The sequence below is a fragment of the Anabaena subtropica FACHB-260 genome (assembly GCF_014697105.1).
GTDB lineage: Bacteria > Cyanobacteriota > Cyanobacteriia > Cyanobacteriales > Nostocaceae > Trichormus > Trichormus subtropicus.
The window spans coordinates 44,709-67,579 of sequence record NZ_JACJRF010000028.1; the positions used below are offsets into that span (position 1 = coordinate 44,709).

The 22,871-nt window shown below is 41.7% G+C and carries 16 protein-coding genes and 1 tRNA gene; 8 read left to right on the forward strand and 9 right to left on the reverse strand.

The genetic code is table 11. The features are described from left to right. The first annotated feature begins 47 nt into the window (after positions 1-47). A tRNA-Asp gene (locus tag H6G18_RS16225) sits at positions 48-121 on the forward strand. Between the two features lie 156 nt (positions 122-277). Continuing rightward, positions 278-1,711, forward strand: a complete 1,434-nt coding sequence (gltX, locus tag H6G18_RS16230) for a glutamate--tRNA ligase (RefSeq protein ID WP_190408134.1) — start codon at positions 278-280, stop codon at positions 1,709-1,711. 413 nt (positions 1,712-2,124) lie between these two features. Here the strand turns inward: gltX and H6G18_RS16235 are convergent, their stop codons facing one another. The 3 genes from H6G18_RS16235 to H6G18_RS16245 form a co-directional block, all read right to left on the reverse strand. Then, complete coding sequence (locus tag H6G18_RS16235; protein WP_190408135.1) at positions 2,125-2,634, reverse strand: hypothetical protein; 510 nt, start codon at positions 2,632-2,634, stop codon at positions 2,125-2,127. Between the two features lie 161 nt (positions 2,635-2,795). Next, positions 2,796-3,575, reverse strand: coding sequence for a class I SAM-dependent methyltransferase (locus H6G18_RS16240; RefSeq protein WP_190408136.1), 780 nt, complete (start codon positions 3,573-3,575; stop codon positions 2,796-2,798). Between the two features lie 51 nt (positions 3,576-3,626). After that, positions 3,627-6,251: a U32 family peptidase gene (locus H6G18_RS16245; protein ID WP_190408137.1), complete on the reverse strand. Its 2,625-nt coding sequence runs from the start codon at positions 6,249-6,251 to the stop codon at positions 3,627-3,629. Between the two features lie 516 nt (positions 6,252-6,767). Between H6G18_RS16245 and dnaK the strand changes: the two genes are divergently transcribed. From dnaK to H6G18_RS16260, 3 genes are all read left to right on the forward strand, one after another. Next, positions 6,768-8,669, forward strand: a complete 1,902-nt coding sequence (gene dnaK / locus H6G18_RS16250; protein ID WP_190408138.1) for a molecular chaperone DnaK — start codon at positions 6,768-6,770, stop codon at positions 8,667-8,669. A 288-nt stretch (positions 8,670-8,957) separates the two neighbouring features. After that, entirely contained in the window at positions 8,958-9,878 is a 921-nt protein-coding gene (locus H6G18_RS16255) for a ribonuclease D (RefSeq protein ID WP_190408139.1), read from the forward strand. A gap of 390 nt (positions 9,879-10,268) precedes the next feature. Continuing rightward, positions 10,269-11,111, forward strand: coding sequence for a tetratricopeptide repeat protein (locus H6G18_RS16260; protein ID WP_190408140.1), 843 nt, complete (start codon positions 10,269-10,271; stop codon positions 11,109-11,111). A gap of 139 nt (positions 11,112-11,250) precedes the next feature. On the opposite strand, the gene rtcA is transcribed toward H6G18_RS16260, so the two are convergent. From rtcA to H6G18_RS16280, 4 genes are all read right to left on the reverse strand, one after another. Further along, positions 11,251-12,291, reverse strand: a complete 1,041-nt coding sequence (gene rtcA, locus H6G18_RS16265; protein WP_190408141.1) for an RNA 3'-terminal phosphate cyclase — start codon at positions 12,289-12,291, stop codon at positions 11,251-11,253. A gap of 127 nt (positions 12,292-12,418) precedes the next feature. Beyond that, entirely contained in the window at positions 12,419-13,765 is a 1,347-nt protein-coding gene (locus H6G18_RS16270) for an FAD-binding oxidoreductase (RefSeq protein WP_190408142.1), read from the reverse strand. A gap of 117 nt (positions 13,766-13,882) precedes the next feature. Beyond that, positions 13,883-14,710, reverse strand: coding sequence for an ABC transporter permease (locus tag H6G18_RS16275; protein WP_190408143.1), 828 nt, complete (start codon positions 14,708-14,710; stop codon positions 13,883-13,885). Positions 14,711-14,756: 46 nt separating this feature from the next. Further along, positions 14,757-15,512 (reverse strand): ABC transporter ATP-binding protein, encoded by a 756-nt coding sequence (locus tag H6G18_RS16280; RefSeq protein WP_190408144.1) that lies wholly within the window; start codon positions 15,510-15,512, stop codon positions 14,757-14,759. A gap of 354 nt (positions 15,513-15,866) precedes the next feature. Here H6G18_RS16280 and H6G18_RS16285 point away from each other — a divergent pair, with 354 nt between their 5' ends. Next, entirely contained in the window at positions 15,867-17,153 is a 1,287-nt protein-coding gene (locus H6G18_RS16285; RefSeq protein ID WP_190408145.1) for a hypothetical protein, read from the forward strand. A 76-nt stretch (positions 17,154-17,229) separates the two neighbouring features. Beyond that, on the forward strand, positions 17,230-18,948 hold the full coding sequence (locus tag H6G18_RS16290) for an iron uptake porin (RefSeq protein WP_190408146.1): 1,719 nt from the start codon (positions 17,230-17,232) through the stop codon (positions 18,946-18,948). A 99-nt stretch (positions 18,949-19,047) separates the two neighbouring features. Here the strand turns inward: H6G18_RS16290 and H6G18_RS16295 are convergent, their stop codons facing one another. Next, complete coding sequence (locus H6G18_RS16295) at positions 19,048-19,779, reverse strand: hypothetical protein (RefSeq protein WP_190408147.1); 732 nt, start codon at positions 19,777-19,779, stop codon at positions 19,048-19,050. 737 nt (positions 19,780-20,516) lie between these two features. On the opposite strand from H6G18_RS16295, the gene H6G18_RS16300 reads away from it, so the two are divergent. Continuing rightward, positions 20,517-22,061: a hypothetical protein gene (locus H6G18_RS16300; protein WP_190408148.1), complete on the forward strand. Its 1,545-nt coding sequence runs from the start codon at positions 20,517-20,519 to the stop codon at positions 22,059-22,061. Between the two features lie 195 nt (positions 22,062-22,256). Here H6G18_RS16300 and H6G18_RS16305 read toward each other — a convergent pair whose 3' ends face one another. Continuing rightward, positions 22,257-22,448, reverse strand: a complete 192-nt coding sequence (locus H6G18_RS16305; protein ID WP_190408149.1) for a hypothetical protein — start codon at positions 22,446-22,448, stop codon at positions 22,257-22,259. Between the last annotated feature and the right edge of the window lie 423 nt (positions 22,449-22,871).

A 22,871-nucleotide genomic window follows, 5' to 3' on the forward strand; every position in this document is an offset into this window, starting at 1 on the left:
TTGACAAATGTTTGAATGTTCGTCATAATAGGGAAGTTGCCAATTAAGGGACTGTAGTTCAATTGGTTAGAGCACCGCCCTGTCACGGCGGAAGTTGCGGGTTCGAGCCCCGTCAGTCCCGTTCTAATTTACGATTAATAAGTTCTGAGTATCATTAGGTAGAGAACTCAGATAGTTAGTAATATTGTAAATTCCTTAACTTTTAGAATTATCTGAGGACTCGGAAGCTTAGATATTAAGCTAAATTTATTAATGCTTTGCGAAAGAGAGAAATACTGTGACCGTTAGAGTCAGAATTGCCCCTAGCCCAACTGGAAATTTACACATTGGTACAGCAAGAACAGCCGTATTTAACTGGCTGTTTGCCCGTCACCACGGCGGCAAATTTATCTTGCGAATTGAAGACACAGACCTAGAGCGATCGCGTCCCGAATACACAGAAAATATTATGACGGGATTGCGTTGGCTAGGATTGAAATGGGATGAAGGCCCATTTTTCCAATCTCAACGCCTCGACCTTTATCAAAAAGCGGTCAAACAACTTTTAGATCAAGGTTTAGCCTATCGTTGTTACACTACATCGGAAGAACTAGAAGCCCTCAGAGAAGCACAAAAAGCCAAAGGTGAAGCCCCCCGCTACGATAACCGTCACCGCAACCTCACCCCAGAACAAGAAGCCGAGTTCCAAGCCCAAGGGCGCAGTTTTGTTATCCGCTTTAAAATTGACGATGACCGGGAAATTGTCTGGAACGATTTAGTACGGGGCAGAATGGTATGGCGAGGCAGTGATTTAGGTGGTGATATGGTCATTGCTCGTGCTTCAGAAGACAATACGGGTCAACCTTTGTACAACTTTGTTGTTGTGATTGATGATATTGATATGCAAATCAGTCATGTCATCCGGGGAGAAGACCACATCGCCAATACCGCCAAGCAAATTCTGCTGTATGAAGCTTTTGGGGCAAAAATGCCAGAATTTGCCCACACTCCCCTAATTTTAAATATGGAAGGGCGTAAGCTTTCCAAGCGAGATGGGGTGACATCCATTTCTGACTTTAAGCAAATGGGCTTTACATCTGAAGGCTTAGTCAACTACATGACCTTGCTTGGTTGGTCGCCGCCAGATTCTACCCAAGAAATATTTACCTTAGAAGCAGCCGCCAAAGAATTTAGTTTTGAGCGCGTGAATAAAGCCGGGGCAAAATTTGACTGGGCGAAACTAGATTGGTTGAACAGTCAATACATCCACAATACTCCAGTCGATAAGTTAACTAATTTACTCATTCCTTATTGGGAAGAAGCTGGATATTCATTTACTGGGGGGCGTGACCGTGCTTGGCTAGAGCAGTTGGTGAGTTTACTTAGTGCCAGCTTGACGCGTTTAACAGATGCGGTAGATATGAGCAAACTGTTTTTCACTGAGACAGTGGAATTGAGCGAAGAAGGTAACAAACAATTACAGCAAGAAGGTTCTAAAGCTGTACTTGAGTCAATTATTAGCACCTTGGAAACTCAACCCCAACTCACAGAAACAGCAGCCCAAGACATAATTAAACAAGTGGTGAAGTCCCAAAACGTGAAGAAAGGTTTAGTCATGCGATCGCTCAGAGTCGCCCTGACTGGAGATGTACATGGCCCCGACTTAATTCAATCTTGGTTACTCCTGAATCAAATTGGTTTAGACAAGCCGCGTTTAAGAGCTAATTTGTAAACTAAAGTAAAATACTTACCATGTAAGGGTTTCAGGAATTCGGGTTAATACAGCACTTATTCGCTGAAACTTAGACCTAGTAATGATTTGAATCTCCTTAAGATTTTCTTTACGAATCAGCTCTAAATCATGCAATAGCAACAGCTAGTTAGGGACTTCCAGATAAAGAAATATCCAAAATTTAGGGTGCGTCAGTGCAAGAAAACCTAGCTTTACCAAGAAATTATTCATACTGACGCACCCTACCAACTGATACCAATTCACTAAAATCATGAAACAGATCCAAATCCAGAAACCCTGGCAAAATATTGATTTCCTAATTTTGAATTTTGAATTGGTATGACAAGCCCTTATATCCCAATCCAAAATTCCAAGGTTCACTGTAGATCAGGTTTTCTTTGCCTAGTTATTTGCTATTGATAGCGACGTAACTTGTATTGGGTATTCAACTGAATATTGCAATTGACGGGACTAGAAGTAAAGCTACAAGTATAAGTTCCCAGCAAGTCTTTTTGATAATTAAACACCCGGACGTTATAAGCATCCCTTCTCACAGTATTACCCAAACGATTTACAAAGTCATAACGTTCTAAATAGTCTAATAAGCTCCAAATTTGCTGATTGACAATCAAATCCACCCTTGCAGCTTCATTTTCACTAGCTGGATATGCAATCCAATTATCTAACAGCTTATTTTCAGAATTTTCTTTTGCCCACCATAAGCTGGGAGTCGTTAATCCTGATAAGTTAATAGTATTAGCTGTAATTATTGATTCCTTTGGTTTAGTGAGTAAATCTAGTTCCAAAGGGGCTTGTGAAGGTAAGAGAACTGATGATGTTTGTGCTATGGACGATGATACTTGAAATAGGGAAACACTACTGAGAGTTATGGTTAGTAATAAGAACAGTTTTTGTCTAAGCATAACTTAAATTAAAAGGTGAGACACTTGGGGTTAGGAGATGAGGCAATAAAACCAATTCGCAATAGCCTGCGGCTTCTCTACGTTCGTTGTAAAGGGGATTTAGAAAGAGCCACAACACTTGCGGCTTGATAGAAGTCAGGGATTTAAACCCCTACGTTTTGTTAAACTTTGTTCGCAACTATACGGATTCGTCGATAATCTGCTGTCCAAGTTCCTTGATGATAAAGTTTTCCTTGCAGAAAATTTTCTACCTCACAAATCACTTGTGTTTGTTCTTCAGACGTTAACCCTACGAGAAAAGCGTCGGCAAACATCCATATCCAGTTTGCCATGCCTGCTTTATCCTCTGTCAAAGGTGTAGGACGGTTAAATAAAGCTGCATAGATAACATCAAAGCCTTGGGCTTCTAGGATGGTAACGTATTCACCGATACTGGGAAAGTACCAAGGGTTTAATGTTTGTGGGTTGGAGATACCAAGGTTTTCTAAAGCGTTATATAAAGCTGTGAGAATTTGTTGTATGTTACCTTTCCCCCCAAACTCAGCCACAAATCGCCCTCCTGATTTTAGGGCTTGATGTATGCAGGCGATCGCTGCTTCTGGTTCTTTCACCCAATGTAGTACAGCATTGGAAAATACCGCATCTAGTGGTTTATCTACTTGAAAGTTTCTAGCATCAGCCACATCAAAATTCAAATGAGGATAGTTTTTCCTAGCCTTCTCAATCATTGTCGCTGAATTATCAGTTCCCCGAACCTCAGCACCAAATTGAGCAATTTTTTCTGTCAGTTGTCCCGTACCACAACCCAAATCTAAAATAAATTCTCCTGGTTGGGGATTGAGTAATTGCAGCAGGTCTTCGCCATATTGCCATACGAAACTGTGTTTATCTTGATATGAAGCTGCATCCCAAGAATTTTTAGCTGTTATAAGATTATTCATAAGTCATAAAACTGTAGGCTTGATTCTGCTTTGTAGCACGAAATCTCTGTTTCATCGAAGTGTTGACACACCCAAGGGGCCACGAGTGACACCAAGCTGATTTTGTAACTTCAACTCTCGCCACAATTGAGAACCTGTAATCTCAGCTTGTAGTAACTGTTGATAACGTTGTATCGTTTTAGTCACTTGCTCTGGTGTCTCATTCACAAACTCAATGCGGAAATGACGTAAGCCTAAATCTATCAGGCGCTGTACGTATTCGGCTCCAGTTTGGGCTGTACCGTTAAATACTGTGTTGCGACAACCTGCATCTGCTTGGAGGACGTGTTCACTACCTACTCGATCGCGCAATTTTACTTCGTGTTTTTCACACGGTCTACCACAATTAGTATAGTCTGTTCCGGCGGAGAGAAAGGCACAAAATACGCAATGCTCCATGTGAAACATGGGGATATGTTGATGGATTGTCACCTCAAACCATTGGGCAGGACAATTGGTAAGTAAGTTTTCTAATTGATTGATATTTAAATCATAAGATGCTGTCAGCCTCTCCAAGCCGAAGTTTTGCTTAAAGTAGTCTGCGGTTAAAGGGTTGGCAACATTCAGAGAAAAATCACCTATGCAACTATCGGTGGCAAAAAATTCTAGATGGTCATAGTTGCGTATTAGATACCCGTCTGCGTTAGCGGCGCGGACTTGTTGTAAAATCCAGTTTTCTCCAGGTTTAGTAATTCGGGGAGGGGCGACGAAGATTTGGGGAGACTCTGGAAGCCGTTTTTCGCCTCTGCTCCCTGCCCCCTGCCCCCCTGCCTCTTGTCTAGCTTCGCGTACTAACTTTACCGCTTGTTTATAAGCACGGGGGTCTTCAAATTCGCAGTATAGGGTTTCCGCACCAGTTTTTAGGGCGGCTTGGAGTTGCTTGAGGTTACGGACTAGGACGATGAGGGAGGGGGAGATGGGGGATGAGGGACATGGGGGAGGGAGTAGGTCTTGGAAGGAGACATCAGTACGTAATTGCCAGCGTTTGGCTTGACTGCGTAACGCCTCTAACTGAGTGACAATTTCCCGACGCATCCGGTTTAACTCGCTTACCGGAATCATGACAGCACCATTGAGGTGATTGGTGAGGGTTCCTAGACGGAAGGGAGTGTTACCAAGACGACCGAATTGTTCTTGTAAACGGTCTGTGTCTAAAGGTTTGGTGTGGGCTGCAACTAGTGATATTGCTGATTCTACTTGTGCAATATTACCAAATTCATCGCGGGCGATCGCCACTAACATCTGACCAAGTTCACCATAGATTTCCCAGTCAATCGGACGCTGGAATTGTGGGTTCTCTCCAGCAAAGCTTTGCCTGAGTTGTTTATCAAGTTCTGGGTCACTGGTTTTCCACAGCTTATCACCTACATGAATGCGGCGGAAGTTCAAATTATCTCGGCCAAAGGTTAATACAGCTTCTTTACCCTTCTGTACAACTCCGTAAACTCGACCACCTTCTTCCTTTCCCTCTGGATGACCACAATCAAAAACCACACCATCTCCAGGCTTCACAGGGGCTTCTAATTTAATAATCACCTCTTCGTTGCGGATGCGGCTGACTTCACCTAAGTAAACTCCCCGCTTCTTCCCAAATCGGGCATGAACCAGTTCTTGGTTGTTAATCCCGTTAAACCAACCAGTGTAAAGCCCCCGTGAAAATGCCATCTCCAAGTTGTAGCTTTCTTCACCTCTCCCCCAGCCCCTTTCCGAAGCCGAGAGAGAAACATTTTTTCCTCCTTCCCTAATAGGGAATGGGGTTATGGGGTTAGTTTTTTCCAATTTCCCCATTACCCGATCCAAGGCTTGCCGATAAACACGAGTAACATTAGCTACATATTCTGGGGCTTTCAAACGCCCTTCAATTTTGAGACTAGTTACGCCTGACTTGACCAAATCAGGCAATATTTCTAATCCTGCTAAATCTTGGGGGCTGAGTAAATATTTACGTTCACCTAAATCTATAATTTCCCCATCAACGATTAATTCATAGGGCATTCGGCAAGCCTGGGCGCATTCGCCACGATTGGCAGAACGTCCCCCCAAGGCTTCACTAGTCAAACACTGACCAGAATAGGCTACACACAAAGCCCCGTGAACAAAAACTTCTAGTGGTAGAGAAGCAGCCTGTTGGGAAATTTGCTGCTGAATTTTATTAATTTCCTGAAGAGAACATTCACGAGCAAGTACTACCAATTCACAACCAACAGACTTGGCAAATTCCACACCAGCCGCGCTAGTTATGGTCATTTGAGTGGAGGCGTGAATGGGAAAATCCGGCGACAAATGACGAATCAGGCGACAAATGCCCACATCCTGAACAATCACAGCATCCACACCAGCAGCGATAATTGTGCGGAGATACTGCTGCGCTTCAGTTAATTCTTGAGTAAAGATGAGTGTATTGACAGTGACATAACCTTTCACACCCCGTAGATGCAGGAATGCCATCAATGCGGGTAAATCTGCTTCAGTAAAATTTTGCGCCCGCATTCTGGCGTTAAACCTATCCAAACCAAAGTAAATGGCATCTGCCCCATTTTCTACAGCAGCTTTAGCACATTCCCAGTTACCAGCCGGCGCGAGGATGTCAGGACGTTGAAAGGAGGATGGGGAATTTTGGAAGTCAGCGCTTTTCATCAACTTTGGGGACGGTTGTGTATCACCATAGTAATTAATTTTATCTAAGAAAAACTGGGGAGTAGAAGATCAGAATTTTTGAGGGTGGACTACTACATCAGTAAATTAACGGTATTCATCAAGCGATCGCTGCATTTATTGCCAAGCTAATTTCAGGCAAACTAAGGTTATTTACCCCTAAAGACGGCAAACACCACATTAGCATTACGGTTGACCCTAATTACTCAAAGTATTAATTCTCATAGATTAGACAGAGTGAAAGCAATTTAATCCATGAACCAACTAAAAACAACCTTTAAAATTAACCGTCCCATTAAAGGTTCGGGAAACCACCCTTCATGGACTGGCGATCGCTAAGTTTCAGTATATATATCAGCATAACTTGGATTTTCCCACCCAGGAAAACCAAAACAAAAGTTATGGATACTGAACTGACTACTTTTTTAACTAGTTGGTTCAAAAATTTAGTCCCTTATATTCCCATTCATTTGTAGTTATACGGAGCCAGCACCTAAAATGGCAAAAGTAGTTGGAATTGACTTAGGTACAACTAATTCCTGCGTCGCAGTAATGGAAGGTGGTAAACCCACAGTTATTGCTAACGCAGAAGGTTTTCGTACCACCCCATCGGTAGTAGCATTTGCCAAAAATGGCGATACCCTAGTAGGACAAATCGCCAAGCGTCAAGCGGTGATGAACCCCGAAAACACTTTCTACTCTGTTAAGCGGTTCATTGGTCGCCGTTTTGACGAAGTAACAAACGAAGCTACAGAAGTTTCTTACAAAGTTCTCAGCAGTGGCGGTAACGTTAAAGTAGACTCTCCCGGAGCCGGTAAACAATTTGCTCCCGAAGAAATTTCCGCTAAGGTTCTCCGCAAACTAGTTGAAGATGCTAGTAAATATCTTGGTGAAACTGTCACCCAAGCGGTAATTACTGTTCCTGCATACTTCAATGACTCCCAACGTCAAGCTACCAAAGACGCTGGTAAAATTGCCGGGATTGAAGTATTGCGGATTATCAACGAACCTACAGCCGCTTCTTTGGCTTACGGTTTTGATAAGAAAAGTAATGAAACCATCCTCGTATTTGACCTTGGTGGTGGTACATTCGACGTGTCCGTCCTAGAAGTGGGCGACGGCGTATTTGAAGTATTGGCTACTTCTGGTGATACCCACCTTGGTGGTGACGACTTCGATAAAAAAATCGTTGATTACTTAGCTGAACAATTTAGAAAAGCCGAAGGTATTGACCTCCGCAAAGATAGACAAGCACTACAACGTCTGACAGAAGCGGCAGAAAAAGCCAAGATTGAGCTTTCCAGCGTTACTCAAGCGGAAATTAACCTACCATTTATTACCGCTACCCAGGACGGCCCCAAGCACCTGGATACAACCCTAACTCGTGCGAAGTTTGAAGAACTCTGCTCAGACTTGATTGACCGTTCTCGTGTACCTGTGGAACAGGCACTACGTGATGCTAAGTTAACCAAGAATGATATTGATGAAGTTGTCTTAGTTGGTGGTTCTACCCGTATCCCCGCCGTACAACAACTGGTTAAAAATCTGTTGGGTAAAGACCCCAACCAAACTGTTAACCCTGATGAAGTTGTAGCAGTCGGTGCAGCCATTCAAGCTGGTGTGTTGGCTGGTGATGTTACAGGTATCTTGCTGTTAGATGTAACACCACTTTCCTTGGGTGTGGAAACCTTGGGTGGTGTGATGACAAAGATTATTCCTCGTAACACCACAATTCCCACCAAGAAATCAGAAGTCTTCTCTACCGCCGTGGATGGTCAAACCAACGTGGAAATCCACGTCCTCCAAGGTGAACGGGAATTTGCTAATGATAACAAGAGCTTGGGAACCTTCCGTCTTGATGGTATCCCCCCAGCACCACGAGGTGTTCCTCAAATCGAAGTTGTGTTCGACATTGATGCTAACGGTATCTTGAATGTCACCGCTAAGGACAAAGGTACTGGTAAGGAACAGTCCATCAGTATTACTGGTGCTTCCACTCTGGATAAAACAGACGTTGACCGCATGGTGAGAGAAGCGGAACAAAACGCCTCATCTGACAAAGAACGTCGGGAAAAAATTGAGCGTAAAAACCAAGCCGACTCTTTGGCATACCAAGCCGAGAAGCAGCTACAAGAATTGGGTGATAAAGTCCCAGAAGCTGATAAAACCAAAGTTGAAGGTTTGGTGAAAGAACTGCGGGAAGCCGTTGCTAAAGAAGACGACGAGCAAATCAAAAAGCTAACTCCAGAATTGCAACAAGCACTGTTCGCCGTTGGTAGCAACATCTATCAACAAGCTGGTGGTGGTGCTGCTCCTGGTGCTGCTCCTCAAGATGGCGGTTCTACCTCTCCTGATGGCGGTGATGATGTGATTGATGCTGATTTCACTGAAACCAAGTAATCTTAGTAATAATTTAAGGTACATTAATTTGTACCTACTCAATATTGCCCACCCAGGCGAATGCTTGGGTGGGAATTTTTTTGCAAAATCATCATTTGGTTTACATCGGTTAGAGGTGATAGTCTTGAAAGTTTCTTGGTATCTGTCTTTAATGCTTAGAGGGCGTTCTCATCTATTTGGCTACTGCTATACCATTTTGGATTCTAGATGGAAAACAGCTTGGTCTATCTGGGTTTTATGTTGTTAATTTGAGAGATTTTTACTATAAATATCAGGAAATATCAATCAATGCCATACTTAACTGATGCTCGGGAAATTTTTGCCATAGTCACTGAATATACTCAAGCTACCACTTTATGGATTGATACCGAAGTCGCTGATTATAAGAGCCGTAATCCTAGATTATCGCTGATTCAGGTATTAGATGATCCTGAAGATATGAGTGGCGATCGCGTTTACCTTCTAGATGTACTAGATCAGCCGGATATCATTGCTGATTTTGTTGAGCGAATCATGGTCAATCCTCATATTGAAAAAGTTTTTCACAACGCTAGTTTTGATGTGAAATTACTCGGTAATAAACAAGCTAAAAATATTACTTGTACTTTAGAAATCGCCAAAAAAATCCCCTATTATCTTTTACCTATACCCAATTATCAACTGCAAACTTTAGCTACAGTATTACGTAATTTTAATAATATTGATAAACAAGAACAAGGTAGCAATTGGGGACAGCGACCCCTGACTGAAGAACAAATAGAATATGCTTATTTAGATTGTATTTACCTTGCTCAAATCCATCAGCGTTTGTTAGAATTACAAGCAGAAAGTAACCCTGAACCAGCAACAGAAGATTTAACAGTTCTCAACGCGCGGTTCACTCAAATTGAAGAACAGTGGAAGCTGTTAAATTCTGAATATGAGCATCTGCAAGAGCGATTGAAAAAAGCTATGCAGGCTCAGAATATTTCAGAGACTTCTGCTTATAAGTTGACGAGTTACGCACGCAAAGTTGTAAAAGTGCCATTTAACGAACTGTCAAACCTAGTACAAACTCAAGGTATTAGTTTAGATTTTCCGGTGACATTAACCCAGAAACTGCAAAAAGATTTAGGGGAAAATCTCGAACAATTATCTGTAGATATCGATGAAAATACTTATTTGCGGCTAACTCTGAAAAATCAGGAAAGTAATCCGGATAATTCGTAATTCGTAATATTTTACAGCTAATTTTGCGGAGAAATCTTACAGTATGCTTACCCAAGGGGAACAGGGAATTAAACCACATCAAAAACAACTGACACCCATAAGGTAGTAAATTTTATACTGAAATAATTTATTTGCTAAATTTCCCGATTGATACAGTAATTAACTGTTAATTAAACCGTGGGTAAGAGAGATAAGCACGTCAAGTGACAGTGCAAATTTAAGATTTAAGATTTTAGATTAACAGATGTTTTCAATCTAAAATCGGCAATCTAAAATCCAAAATCGATTGACTGGGGATATCTGTATACAGTAACAATCAATATTTAGTTGGATAATTAACTAAATTTGGTACTAATTTCATCCAGTTATCATGGCGGTTTAGGGCAACTTATGAAACGGTGGTTATTGGAGCAAGGGTGGGTGAAGTTAAAAAGAGTATTAACTATAGGTGTGCTTACCGCACTGAGCGCAATTACCAGCGTTTCCTGTAGTAATAACAAAGATGTGTTGGTGACAGAAATCGGGGTAACTCCTCCTAGTCGTCGTACAACCAACAATTCCCAGGCTGGGCAATTGTACGTTCAAGGGCAAAGACAGCACGCTCAGGGCGACTCGCAAGCAGCGATCGCCTCCTATGATCAAGCTATTAATATAGATCCTGACTATAGTGCTGCCTACAGGGGGCGAGGATTAGCTTACTTTGATTTGGGAGACAAGCAAAAAGCGATCGCCGACTACAACGAAGCAATTCGCCTTTCCCCCAACGATGCCGAAGCTTTTAACAGCCGGGGAAATGCCCGCGCTTCTCTGGGTGATAACGCCGGAGCCATTACCGATTACAACGAAGCGATTCGCCTTTCCCCCAACTACGCGGAAGCCTACAATAATCGGGGTAACGCTCGTTCTGTACAAGGAGACAAAAGCGGCTCCATCCAAGACTTTGACCGAGCAATTCGCCTCAACCCCAGATATGCGATCGCCTACAACAACCGTGGTAATGCCCGTGCAGCCCAAGGTGACAGACAAGGAGCCATATCTGACTACAATCAAGCCATCCGCCTCAATTCAAACTTCGGCCCCGCCTACAACAACCGAGGCAATGCCCGTGCAGCCCAAGGTGACAGACAAGGAGCGCTAGAAGACTTGCAACGAGCAGCCGAGATTTTCCAAAGACAAAACAATAATGATTTATACCAGCAAGCAATGAACAACATTAAAGAACTAGGACAGTAATATCAATTCGCAATTCGCAATTCGCAATTCGCAAATAAAAAAATATACAAGGGTGCGTCAGTGGGAGAAAACTTAGCTATACCGAGAAATTATTCATACTGACGCACCCTACTAACTCTCATTACTCATTACTCATTACTCATTTAGAGGCGATCGCTACAACTTTTTTCGCTTCATTGACAGTAATCTTTCCTAGCCCAAACCTTTCAATGACTGCGGCATTAGTTGTCAGGTGTGTACTCACCTCAGCTACTTGATACTGACTTACCCCTGAAGCTAAAGCCGCAGGTAATAATAATTGATCTGCTAGGTGTTCATCCACTGGTGCGCCAGTTTGATGAAACTGCAATAGTTGTTCACAAGCAATTTCTGCTACTTTCTCAGACGATAACCGCAAACGACCAAAACCACCAAACCCCGTCAAACTATTCCGATACTCAGCCGTTAAAAAAATCCCTGCACCTGGTGCAACACCCTTTTCGCGCAATGCTTGCACAGATACCCTTAACCCTGCTGTGCGTAACAAATTCTCGGCACGATTTGCCATCCGTTGGGGAATATGTGCTGGTAGTTCTGTCGCCACTGCTAATCCCTGTACCCGCTTTAATTCTCCCCTTTCCAGTAAGTTGATTCCGTATAGTTGACAACCTCCTCTCACCTGTAAATTTACCTCTCCCCCTCCCCTGGGATACCATCCCCAAGCACCTAATTTGACTTGTGCCTTGATTCCCATACGGCGTAACATCGGCAGATAGACTTGCTCAATGTAGGTCATTGTCGGGCTAAAGATAACATGAGTTCCACCCCGGAGGATTATTTGAGAATCACCTTCTGCTAGGGCTAGAGGTAAGAGAATTGTTTGTAAAACCAGAGTAATTGCCCCAGCAGAACCACCTTGCTGTACTTCACTGACATCAAAACTATAGGTTCCAGCTTGCACCGCACCACCTGGGATAAATTCCAGCATCGTAGAACCCAAAGCATCACCTTGCAATTGCCCATGACAAATTCTCGCCGCCGCCCGCACTGCTGTTAAGTGTTGTGCTGCTAAACCAGGCTTTCGTCGTCCGGCGCGAATTCCTGTAATGCGTATGGGTTCACCAGTGATAGCGGCTAAACTTAGGGATGTGCGGAGGACTTGTCCGCCTCCCTCGCCGTAGGAACCGTCAATGTCAATCATGCTAATTGGTAATTCGTAATTCGTAATTCGTAATTGCTAATGTTGCAGCAATTTTTAATCAAAAATAAACCTCTACTTATAATTAGTATAAAATTCTTATCATTAAATCTTTTGTTTCCTCTAACCTCTAGCTCCTTTTTTGAGCCTTAAATTCTAACACTTTACTTTTGCCAGGATTCATTAACCCATAAGGGTCAACCATTTCCTTAAATTTTAACTGTTCAGGGTCAATAACTTTCCTACCACCGTCTTCGATAATGTAAGTATGCGGATTGGCAATGAGTACACCTTTAGCCTCGTGGTAGCGGATAATTTCATTGAGGCGTTCTTCCGTGGAGTAGCGCACAAGTTGCAAAGCCGCAGGTACTACTGCACCATTAACTCGAATGAATTCTAAATGGATCATTACTTCATCACCAAAGTAATGATATAAATCTGCTACTAACTGCAAGTCTTGATTAGCAGGAATTATGCTTTGCAAGTATGTGATGGAATTATCTACATTCCGGGCGTGTAAGGTGGTGTGGTTCCAAGTAAATTCAGCCAGATTCAAGCCTTTACCTACTTCCTCGGCTGGTTTTTGGTAAGTAATTTTTCCGCCATATTGCTGTACTAACCCAGGTAATGACTCTAAACTAGTTTCAGCAAGTATCAGAAATGCTGGGTGAGTTCCTTGGGGGATGTATGAATGTAGCGGATGGAAGTATTGGGGAATTGGTGATGCAAAGATGGTAACTAATTTTTTAATCATACCATCAGCATTCGCCAGGGCTTTGCCAAACTGGGCGGCGGTGATGAAGTTATCAAAGGTGACAATGACTTCTGCCCAAGGATAGGCAGGCCCCAGGGGAACTTCTACTTCCGTAATAATACCGTTAATGCCCCAGGCATGGTTAACCTTCTGCACATCATCGCCACGCAATTCTATGACACGGGGTTCTGATTCTAGCGTGACAACTCGCAATGCTAAAAGATTACCGCGATCGCCTAATAAACCATATTGTACTGAACCAATGCCACCACTACCACCAGCGACAAAACCGCCTATTGTGGCTGTGCGATAGGTTGAAGGTTCCATCCGCATTTCCCAGCCTATTTCTCGCGCTTTCTTATCTAAGGCTGCCAACTTCACGCCAGTTTCTACCCTAGCCACACCTGGCTTTACCCACAGGATTTTTTGTAATTTTGTTGTATCTAAAATTACGCCTCCATGCAGAGGTACACATTGTCCGTAGTTTCCCGTCCCCGCACCCCGCACAGTTACTGGTACACGATGTGCTGCACATATAGCTGCAACTTGGATTACTTCCTGTTCATGGGCGGGACGTACTACAATATCACCGACTTTCCCCGCTAGTTTGGGGACTAGGACTGGGCTAAAGGTGTGATAGTCTTGGGATAATTTTGCTACTTGGTGGGGGTCAGTAATAGTTTCGATATCTTTGAGGGAGTTAATTAAAGCATCTAATGTCATAATTTATATCCTTTTTTTTAACCCAGAGTGACGCGGTGGTTTACCCAGAGAGGCGCAGAGAGTTTTAACTTGGCGTGACTTTGCGCTTTCCTTAACGTTTCTCTGGGTTGGAAAATCTTAATCTTCATAGTTAACGGCGCTGTCGTGCCATTTACCTAATAGAAAGTCAGATAAGACACTCAAACTGATGAAAATGAGTACACCTAAGCCTGTAGTGAGGAGTAGGGCGGCAAACATTCGGGGAATTTGTAGATTGTAGCTGGAGATGAGAATACGGTAAGCAATGCCTGATTTTGCTCCACCAGTACCAGCGACGAACTCGGCGACGACTGCGCCAATGAGTGCTAAACCGCCACTAATTTTTAACCCACCTAAAAAGTAGGGCATGGCACTAGGTAAGCGCAAATAAATTAGGGTTTGCCAACGAGATGCTTTATATAGTTGAAAGAGATTGAGTAAGTTTCTGTCAACGCTTTTGAGTCCGAGGGTAGTGTTAGAGACGATGGGGAAGAAGGCGACTATCCAGGCGCAAACTACTAGGGCGGCAAAGGTATTATTTTTTAGCCAAAGGATTATGAGGGGTGCGATCGCTACTATCGGTGTTGTCTGTAAAATGACTGCATAGGGAAATAAGCTGCGTTCAATCCATTTACTTTGAGTAAATAAAATTGCAGTCAATAAACCAGAAATAGCCGCAGCAATAAAGGCAAAAACTGTAATTTGGAATGTAATTAATAATGAGGGAAAAAGTTCGTGCCAGTCTGCAATTAGGGTTTGTATTACTAATAAGGGACTGGGTAGAATATAAGGAGGTAATTGTGTCACTTTCACGAATATATCCCACAAAATTAGTGCTAATACACCAACTAATATTGGGGCTAAAACCTCTGCTGAGATAGATTTTTTATATTTACTTTTTGATTCAGGACGACGAATAAACAACATTGAATCAATTCAAAATTCAAAATTTACCAAATTGCCCGTTATGGTTTCACAGTTTAGTACTGCTATAATTCATCGCTTTAGCTAAATGCTGTGAAACCTGTCGGCAATAATCGTTATACACCGATGAGGTACGAAAATCATCACCACGAGGGTAAGGTGCATCTATCTGAATATCGGCTACCACACGTCCGGGGCTTGTTCCCATAACTAACACCCGATTCGATAAATACACGGCTTCATAAATATTGTGGGTGACAAAAACCACTGTCCAGCGATGTTGTAGCCATAAATCTAGTAAATCGCTGTTCAGTTTGCTGCGCGTAATTTCATCTAATGCCCCAAAAGGCTCATCCATGAGTAAAATTTTTGGTTGTGTCACCAAGGCCCTAGCAATGGATACGCGCATTTTCATCCCCCCTGATAACTGACGGGGATAGCTATGTGCAGAACTTTCTAAACCGACTAATTTTAGTGACTGCTGTACCAAAATATGGGAATTTTGTGGAGATATTCCCGTTAATTGTAGTGGTAGGCGAATATTATCTTTAACTGTTGCCCAAGGCATGAGTGCTGCATCTTGGAAAACAAAAGCTAGTTTTTTTTGTGCCTCTGTGATACCCCAATCAATAGTGCCAGAACTGACATTTCCTAGTCCAGCAATTAATCGCAACACTGTACTTTTACCACAACCAGAAGCCCCCACCAAGCTGACAAATTGAGACTCTGGAATCTCTAGATTCAGGTCTTGCAGAGCCACTGTACCAGTTTTGTAGACCTTACTTACCTGACTAAGTTTAATCATAATTCGTAATTCAGAAAATTAGATATAGGAATCAGATTTGATTATTGTTGGTATAGCCTGCAACTGCACTTAAAAATTCAGGATACCTCATATACTTTTTCCCTGTCCCCTATTCCCTTGATTTCACAAATCAGTATGGTCATACTACGATACGCGAACCAAAATCAAAGCGGACTTCTGCATATAATGGGGGCTTTTAATTTGTGGCTTCATTTTTAGTCAGCACTATTTCAAACACCCTCTTAGACTTTCATTAATTAAACTTAATATAAAAAAAGGAAAAATAATATGAAACTGTGTACTATAAAATCGAGTCAATATAAGTATATTTAACATCATTTAAGGTAAACCTTGATGAGATGGCAGATTTGGTCATTACAGCGACAATTACTGATTAGCACTGTGATCACGTTATCTTGGCTAACTCCAGCGTTAGCTCAATCGGATCAGCCTCTTACTCGTGCCGAAGTTTACAAACTCACTAAGATTGTGGAACTACTACTGCACAACCAAACTCAACGCCCAGCAAGACCTAACGATGTTGTGGTTCCCAAAGATGCAGTCAGGACGGGTGTGAGTTCACAAGCGCAGCTATTCTTTAATGATAAATCCCTCATTCGCGTAGACCAAAGTAGTATCTTTCGCTTTGAACCAGGGTTGCGTCGCTTTAAGTTGCGAAATCTTATTGCCCTGAATGAAATGATATTTAAATTGGAGAGTGGTACAGCCTTAATTTTGAGTCCACCGGGGAGTGTAGGGACAGCAGTAGAAACGCCAGAAAGTCAGATTACTATCTTCGCAGCAAATCCAGCGATCGCCTCCAGTCCGTCGGATACCAAACTTAATCCCACTCTCATTGCTAATCATAAAAGCACAAAATTAAGTCAAAATAACGATTTATATGCACCAGCACAAAAAGCTAGTGCAGTGATGGTAATACATGATCAAGAGCGTAAAACTACTCAGGTTTTTGCCCTGACTGATGGAGACATTAAAATCACAGACCAGGGAGGTAGAAAAACAGTTGCTTTACTTGGTGGTCAAACAGTAGCAGTGAAAAATGGCTTAGTGGGAAATTCTCAAGAATTTGACTTGCCAGCCTTTTATAAAACTATTACCTTAGCTTCTGGGCTGGGCGTTGGACATGAAAATTTAGTCGCCCAAGAAACTACTCCTGTACAAGAAACAATCAAAGCTGTAAGAATAGAAACATTAGCCGCTTTGAGAAGACAAGCTGAAAGATTTAGAGGATTTACTAGAACATTTTTAGCAGATGCTCTTAACGGTACAGAAGGTGATTTGAATCCTCGTCCAGCAGTTTCTGTGAGGATTGCTAACCCGCAAGTTGTCCAGGGTATTTTTTATAGAACCCAAGGAAACACCGCAGTGTTTATTCCTGATAATAATCCCAACTCTCCCACTAATATTTCAGTAGATTTTGATCAGAGAACTATCGACATCGGCGGTAATACAGGCGTATCTAATAGGGCTGGATTAAGTGGTAACAATGCCAGTGGTTCAGTAATTAATGCTAACGGTCAAATAACCCAAATAGAAGTTTTTGCTGTAAACGGTCAGGAACCCCAAGAAGGAGTTCCTTATCGTGGTAGTTTGACAACAGGTATTGCCCGCGATCGCTAACTTTGGTAGTGGGAAATTAAAGAGGGAAATCACATAACTTATTAAACGTGGGAATTGTTATCAGGTGTGGGAAGTGATGCAAAATAAAATAATTTTATTGCTACTATCTGGATTAGGAATATTTGGCTTAAATATTCCTGTTTTAGCTGAAAATATAGTAGAAGAAAAATGGCGATCGCTAAGTGAAAAGCAGGGGAGTAGGGAGCAGGGAGCAGGAGAGAAAACCACCCATAAAGAAGAAAGTTTTGAACCTGATATTTTGAATGAATCTGTTGTTGAAACCCCATCCTATCCCAGGATAGAGGCTATTAATGGGCAAATAGCGACAACAGACGCATCACCTAATAACGAGATGGCACAGGTGACATCAGTATCACAATTATCTGATGTGCAACCGAATGATTGGGCTTTTGCAGCCTTGCAATCATTAGTAGAACGTTATGGAGTCATAGCAGGTTATCCTAATGGTACATTTCAAGGCGATCGCGCCATCACTCGTCATGAATTTGCTGCCGGCTTAAATGCAGCTTTAGATAAAATTAATCAATTAATGGTGGCTGGTTTAACAGAAAAAATCACCAATAATGATTTAGAAACCCTACAAAAACTTCAAGAAGAATTTGCCACAGAATTAGCAACCTTAAGAGGGAGAATTGATGCGATAGAAGCTCGTACTGCTGATATTCAAGCGCAACGATTTTCTCCTAATGTAGTGTTAGGAGGACAAACTATCTTCGGACTAGCAGGTGGTTCTGGTGGGAACCGTCCGGGTGATGGAGAAGCTAACACAATTTTTACTTACCTAACACAACTACAACTAGTTTCTTCTTTCACAGGTAAAGACCGTTTTCGAGTCGGTTTACTATCAGGAAACGCTGCCAATGATAGCTTTGAAAATGTCCAATCCTTTAATACCAACATGGCTAGACTTGCTTGGCAAGCAAATGATGATAATCAAATCAGATTAAATTCCGTTGAATATCGAGTCGCTGGATTAGGCGATCGCGTCGTTTTCACCTTCAAACCTGTAGGATTTAACTTAGGCAGTGTACTCAGCCCTAATTCAATCTATGCCGATGCAGGACAGGGAGCAATATCTGCATTTGCAGGTTCAACCCCCATTTTCAGAATTGGCAGTTTAGATGCGGGTTTAGGTTTTGACTGGTTACTCTCAGACGAAATCCGCTTGCAATTTGCCTATGGTACAAGAGGTAGCAGCGATAATAGGCAGGGTTTTTTTGGTGCAGACCATAGCGCCTTAGGATTGCAGCTTTTATACAAGCCAACACCCTCATTAATCACAGGTTTAGCTTATGTCAACGCCTATTCCAGCAACGGTCAGTTAGATACTGGTACAGGTAGCAGCAACGCCGATACTTCCGGAGGAATCAACGAACCCTCTCAAATTCATGCCCTCAACGCTAGTATGAGATGGCAACTAACTAATAAATTAGTTTTTGGCGCTTGGGGTGGTGTCATGGTGACAGATTCTCTCAAATCAGATGCAGTAGTTCTCAGCAGCACATACACTGTTTCCTTAGGTATATACGACCCCTTCGGTAGAAGAGGCGACTTATTTGGCTTCCTCTACGGTTTACCACCAAAATTGAACAACGGTGTATTAATCCCAACGGCAGACACTGGTAATTCAACTCACTACGAAGTCTTTTACCGCTATCTGGTCAACAACAACATCGCCATCACTCCTGGCTTTTTTATTGTCACTGACCCTGGTCATATTTCCAGCAACAATGATATCTTTATCGGTGCTATTCGTACCACTTTTAGCTTTTAGCAAATTGCTTCAAGCGGTAGTGGCGTGGTAAGACTGAAATGTTTCAGAAAAACTATGTTTTATGCACTAATTAAAGCTTCCCAATTGAATCGGTTAACTCTACTTTTCAGATATATAAATTTTTAGATTAATAATTTCTTTCAAACTACTTAAGTAAGTTAGCAGCGCATAGATGAAAATCACAATTCCTATCATTTCTAGCAATTCTTCAATCACTATGCCAATTGTTGTTATTATACCCAGCCTACTAAAATATTCTCTTAAAAGCCCGCCTACCATTTCCATACCGAGAGATCCGCCTACATAAGAAGTTGCGGCAACTATAAATAAATATTGAGTTTTCTTAGGTAAATGTAGGAGAAATTTAAAATATTTAAATCCAAAAAATATAACCGCAGGAATTCCAAAAATAACCCAGGTTTGAAAGAATATTGGGCTGAAATTAAATACTTGTCTTAAAGATGGAATAATCAAAATCTCGTGTAAACTAAATGCTTCATCTATGCTGAGAAAAAGAAATATTAAAGATAGATTTTTCCAATGAATAAAATATTTATCTGTCTTTTTAATTGATGTAATTACCGCTAACAAACCCGCAGAAAATAATAACATGAATGATGAATACCAAGCAGGAATATTTAACTCTTCATCAAGGCTAAAAATTTCATAAAACCATTTTGAGCTTGGAAATGGAAACTGGGTAACCCAGAAATAACCACTAATAACACCAGTTATGGTAAGACATAAAATTATAATAATTAAACGTTGTGTAATTTTTTTAGCAGAGATGTGAATTGGTATCTCTACATCATGAGTAGACAATTGCGGCATATAAATTTTGTAGGGATATTCGGAAAACTAAATGCAAAAGTTTCAAGCAGAAAATTTATCTAAATGAGGAATGATGATAGTAAGAAAATAGCATTTTTTTATTTTTAATATTCCTCTGAGTATAAGCTAATTAGTAACATAAAATGCAATTGGATGGCAATCAATTTCCCAATTGATGTAACAAGCGATCGCTCGATTCTATTACCAGGAATTTTCTCAGAATGGGAGAGCAGGCGGTTTAACAACTAATACATTCTCCTCCCCAATTCAGCCCTGATGAAGTTTAGCAAACAAACGGGACGCTGAAGCGAACAACACACTACACGAACAAGTCCGGAAAACCTTTTGGCCGTTCCTCCTGGGGAAACCCATTGAGTGCATCTTCTGTCTGTGAGATGCTACGCGTTCCTATGGCGTTTCCCAGGGAAGCCGAGAAGATCAGACTACCTCACCATGCAAGTCTCCTCCCCTACGTCTCTGCATGAAATTTTTATACATTTCTTTATTAAGACAATAAATCATATCTAAGATAGCTGAGTCAACTAATCTACAATCTCTGTTTTGCGTAAACATGGATAGAATAGCCAAAGTCACTGATACAAAAGAAAGCCGAAAATAACAGTCCATCTTTTTTGTGTAGAAAATTAAACTACTCTACTTATGGGCAACTAATCAAAGCAAGAGTATAAAAGAAAAAATAAACATCAATTAATACGTTAGATAAACTGAGAAATAACATGGCAAATCGCTCGCGCAAGCTAACGCCAAAATCTTCTAGCCAAAATCAGTCTGATGTGGGAGCAAAGAAACCCCGACTCAAACAAAAACAGGTAGGTAGTACCAATTTGAAAAAAGAAGGTGGTGGAAGCATTGATAAAACTCAGACACAGAAAGCAATTTCTCCATCAAAATCCTATAAACTATCGTCAATAATTGCGATCGCCATCTTGCTGACTGGGGCTAGTTTAGTCTTGAGTGCAACTTGGATTGGTTTTATGTTGATATTTAAGCCTGAACAGGTAGTCTGGCTGAATAATTTTCTCCCAGAATGGGCGCATATTCCCTTTGACCACAGCGAAAATCCCCAAACCATCCCTCAAATTCAAGTCAGCTTGAGTCAAAAACAACAAATATCAGGTGAAACAATCCCTCTAGATGATGAGGAAAAATCATTTGTCTTACCAGTCCTGCGCCAGCGTCCCAACTGTCTATCTAACTGTAAAGAGGTGATCGAACTCAGGGTTTATCAGTTAGAAAACTTACAATACAGCGCACAGCCAGAAAAATTTTATCGTTTGGCAAATAGTCTACCAATTACTGGGCCAGAAGAATCATTTGCGATCGCTCCGTTGGTAGATACTACATCAGAAAATCCAGATGTCACCAACCCTTTACCGTTGAGTGAAGTTCATCGCTTTGAAGCCGGAACACCAGCAGCAGGAGTCTGGTTGAATTTACGAGGATACAGACAACAAGAAAATTATGCGATCGCCTATGGTCAAATTGTCTACTACAATCCAGAACGTACTAACTTACAACCAATGTTGTCTTGGACAAGTCCTAGTGGACACATACCTAAATGGGAACAAGTAACAGGTAGTAAAGCTAAAGAATTAGTTATTGATCAAACAATAAGTTTAGAACCACGATTACAGGTCTATCAAGTCAAATCTGTAAACATATATCTCAATCCCATCCAACTCGAAGAAATTTCTCTGCAAAACCCCGTCTTGAAAGATTCTAGTTATAAAAGCGTTCTATTATTTAGCCGCAATGGCTTATGGTCTCCAGCTTTCGAGTGGTTAACATCTATTAAGAAACAACGAAAAAATAGTCTACCAGCCGCCGCCCAAGCACAACTCGACTTGATTCGTCTCCACTCCCAAATTACCAAAGCCCAAGCTGAAAAAACATGGGCTAGTCCCAGCCAACAAGTGCTAGCAGATTTAATTGATGGTCGCTGGGAAAAAGCCTTGCAGGTATTTAGCGCATCACCACAGAATGCACAAGAAGTAGCCATCTTGTTAAAAGCAGACAAAGGTCGGTTATGGCGACGAGTAGTAGCCGCAACGCAAGTTAACCCTAATAGAACAGCCGTCCAAGCTTGGGGAGCATTGATTTTAACAGTCCAGCAGGGGGAAACAAAAGCCAACTCCTGGTTACGGGAACAACCAAAAATCTCTACAGCCAATCTCCGCTATATTCAAAGTCTGACAAAGCAACTCAATCCTCAAATAGACACAATTGATGATTCTGAGTCACAGCCAGATACCGATGATTAACTTCCAAAATTATGGGGGCGAAAAATTTTCTTCGCCCCCATATCTTAATTTTGCTGGATAATGTTAAAGTTGTTTATGATGTCTTCACACAATCTTTATCAAGTAATGATAGCGATCGCTAGACTTGAAAGTGAAGATTCATTATGTAGAAGCTGCCAAATAAAGCAGATGACGAGAGCGATCGTTGCAAAAAAGTTATTCTGCTTTGTTAGTGGATGCTAAACGTTGTTCTTTTAGATGTTGTAATTGTTCTAACAGAGAATCTACCTCTGCTTGCAAATCCATCAGTTTAACTTGCTGGTCATCTTGGTAGTAAGACTTATTTAAATGACGTGTCCAGGTAGCCTGGCACTCTCGTTCAGAAACAGTAGATGTAGCAGTAGCCATCGTTATTAAATTCCAAAACTTAACTCACACCACGGTAAATATTATAATAAAGCAACTTTAAGGTTTGTTAAATAATTGTATATTTTTAATCATATAGTCTAATGGGTCAGGGTTTGTAATATAAGTGACGGCGATGATTCCCCCATGTTCCCATTACCGAAGAGGCAGAGGGGAAGGGGGAAGGGGGAAGGGAGCAGGGAGCAGGGGGAATAAGCCTGACTTTTCACGTTATGTGGAAAAGCTAACGTAAAACCTAACCCCCTAACCCCCTTCCCTGCGAGGGAAGGGGGAAAAATTAAAGCCTCTCTCCTTGTAGGCTACGGTGTACACACAAGTCCAAGTAAAGTAATAACAGAAGGAGTTGTGGGGAGTAAAAGGTGGTGGAAAATCCAATCAGAATACACGCGCAAGCAGTAGGGGGAA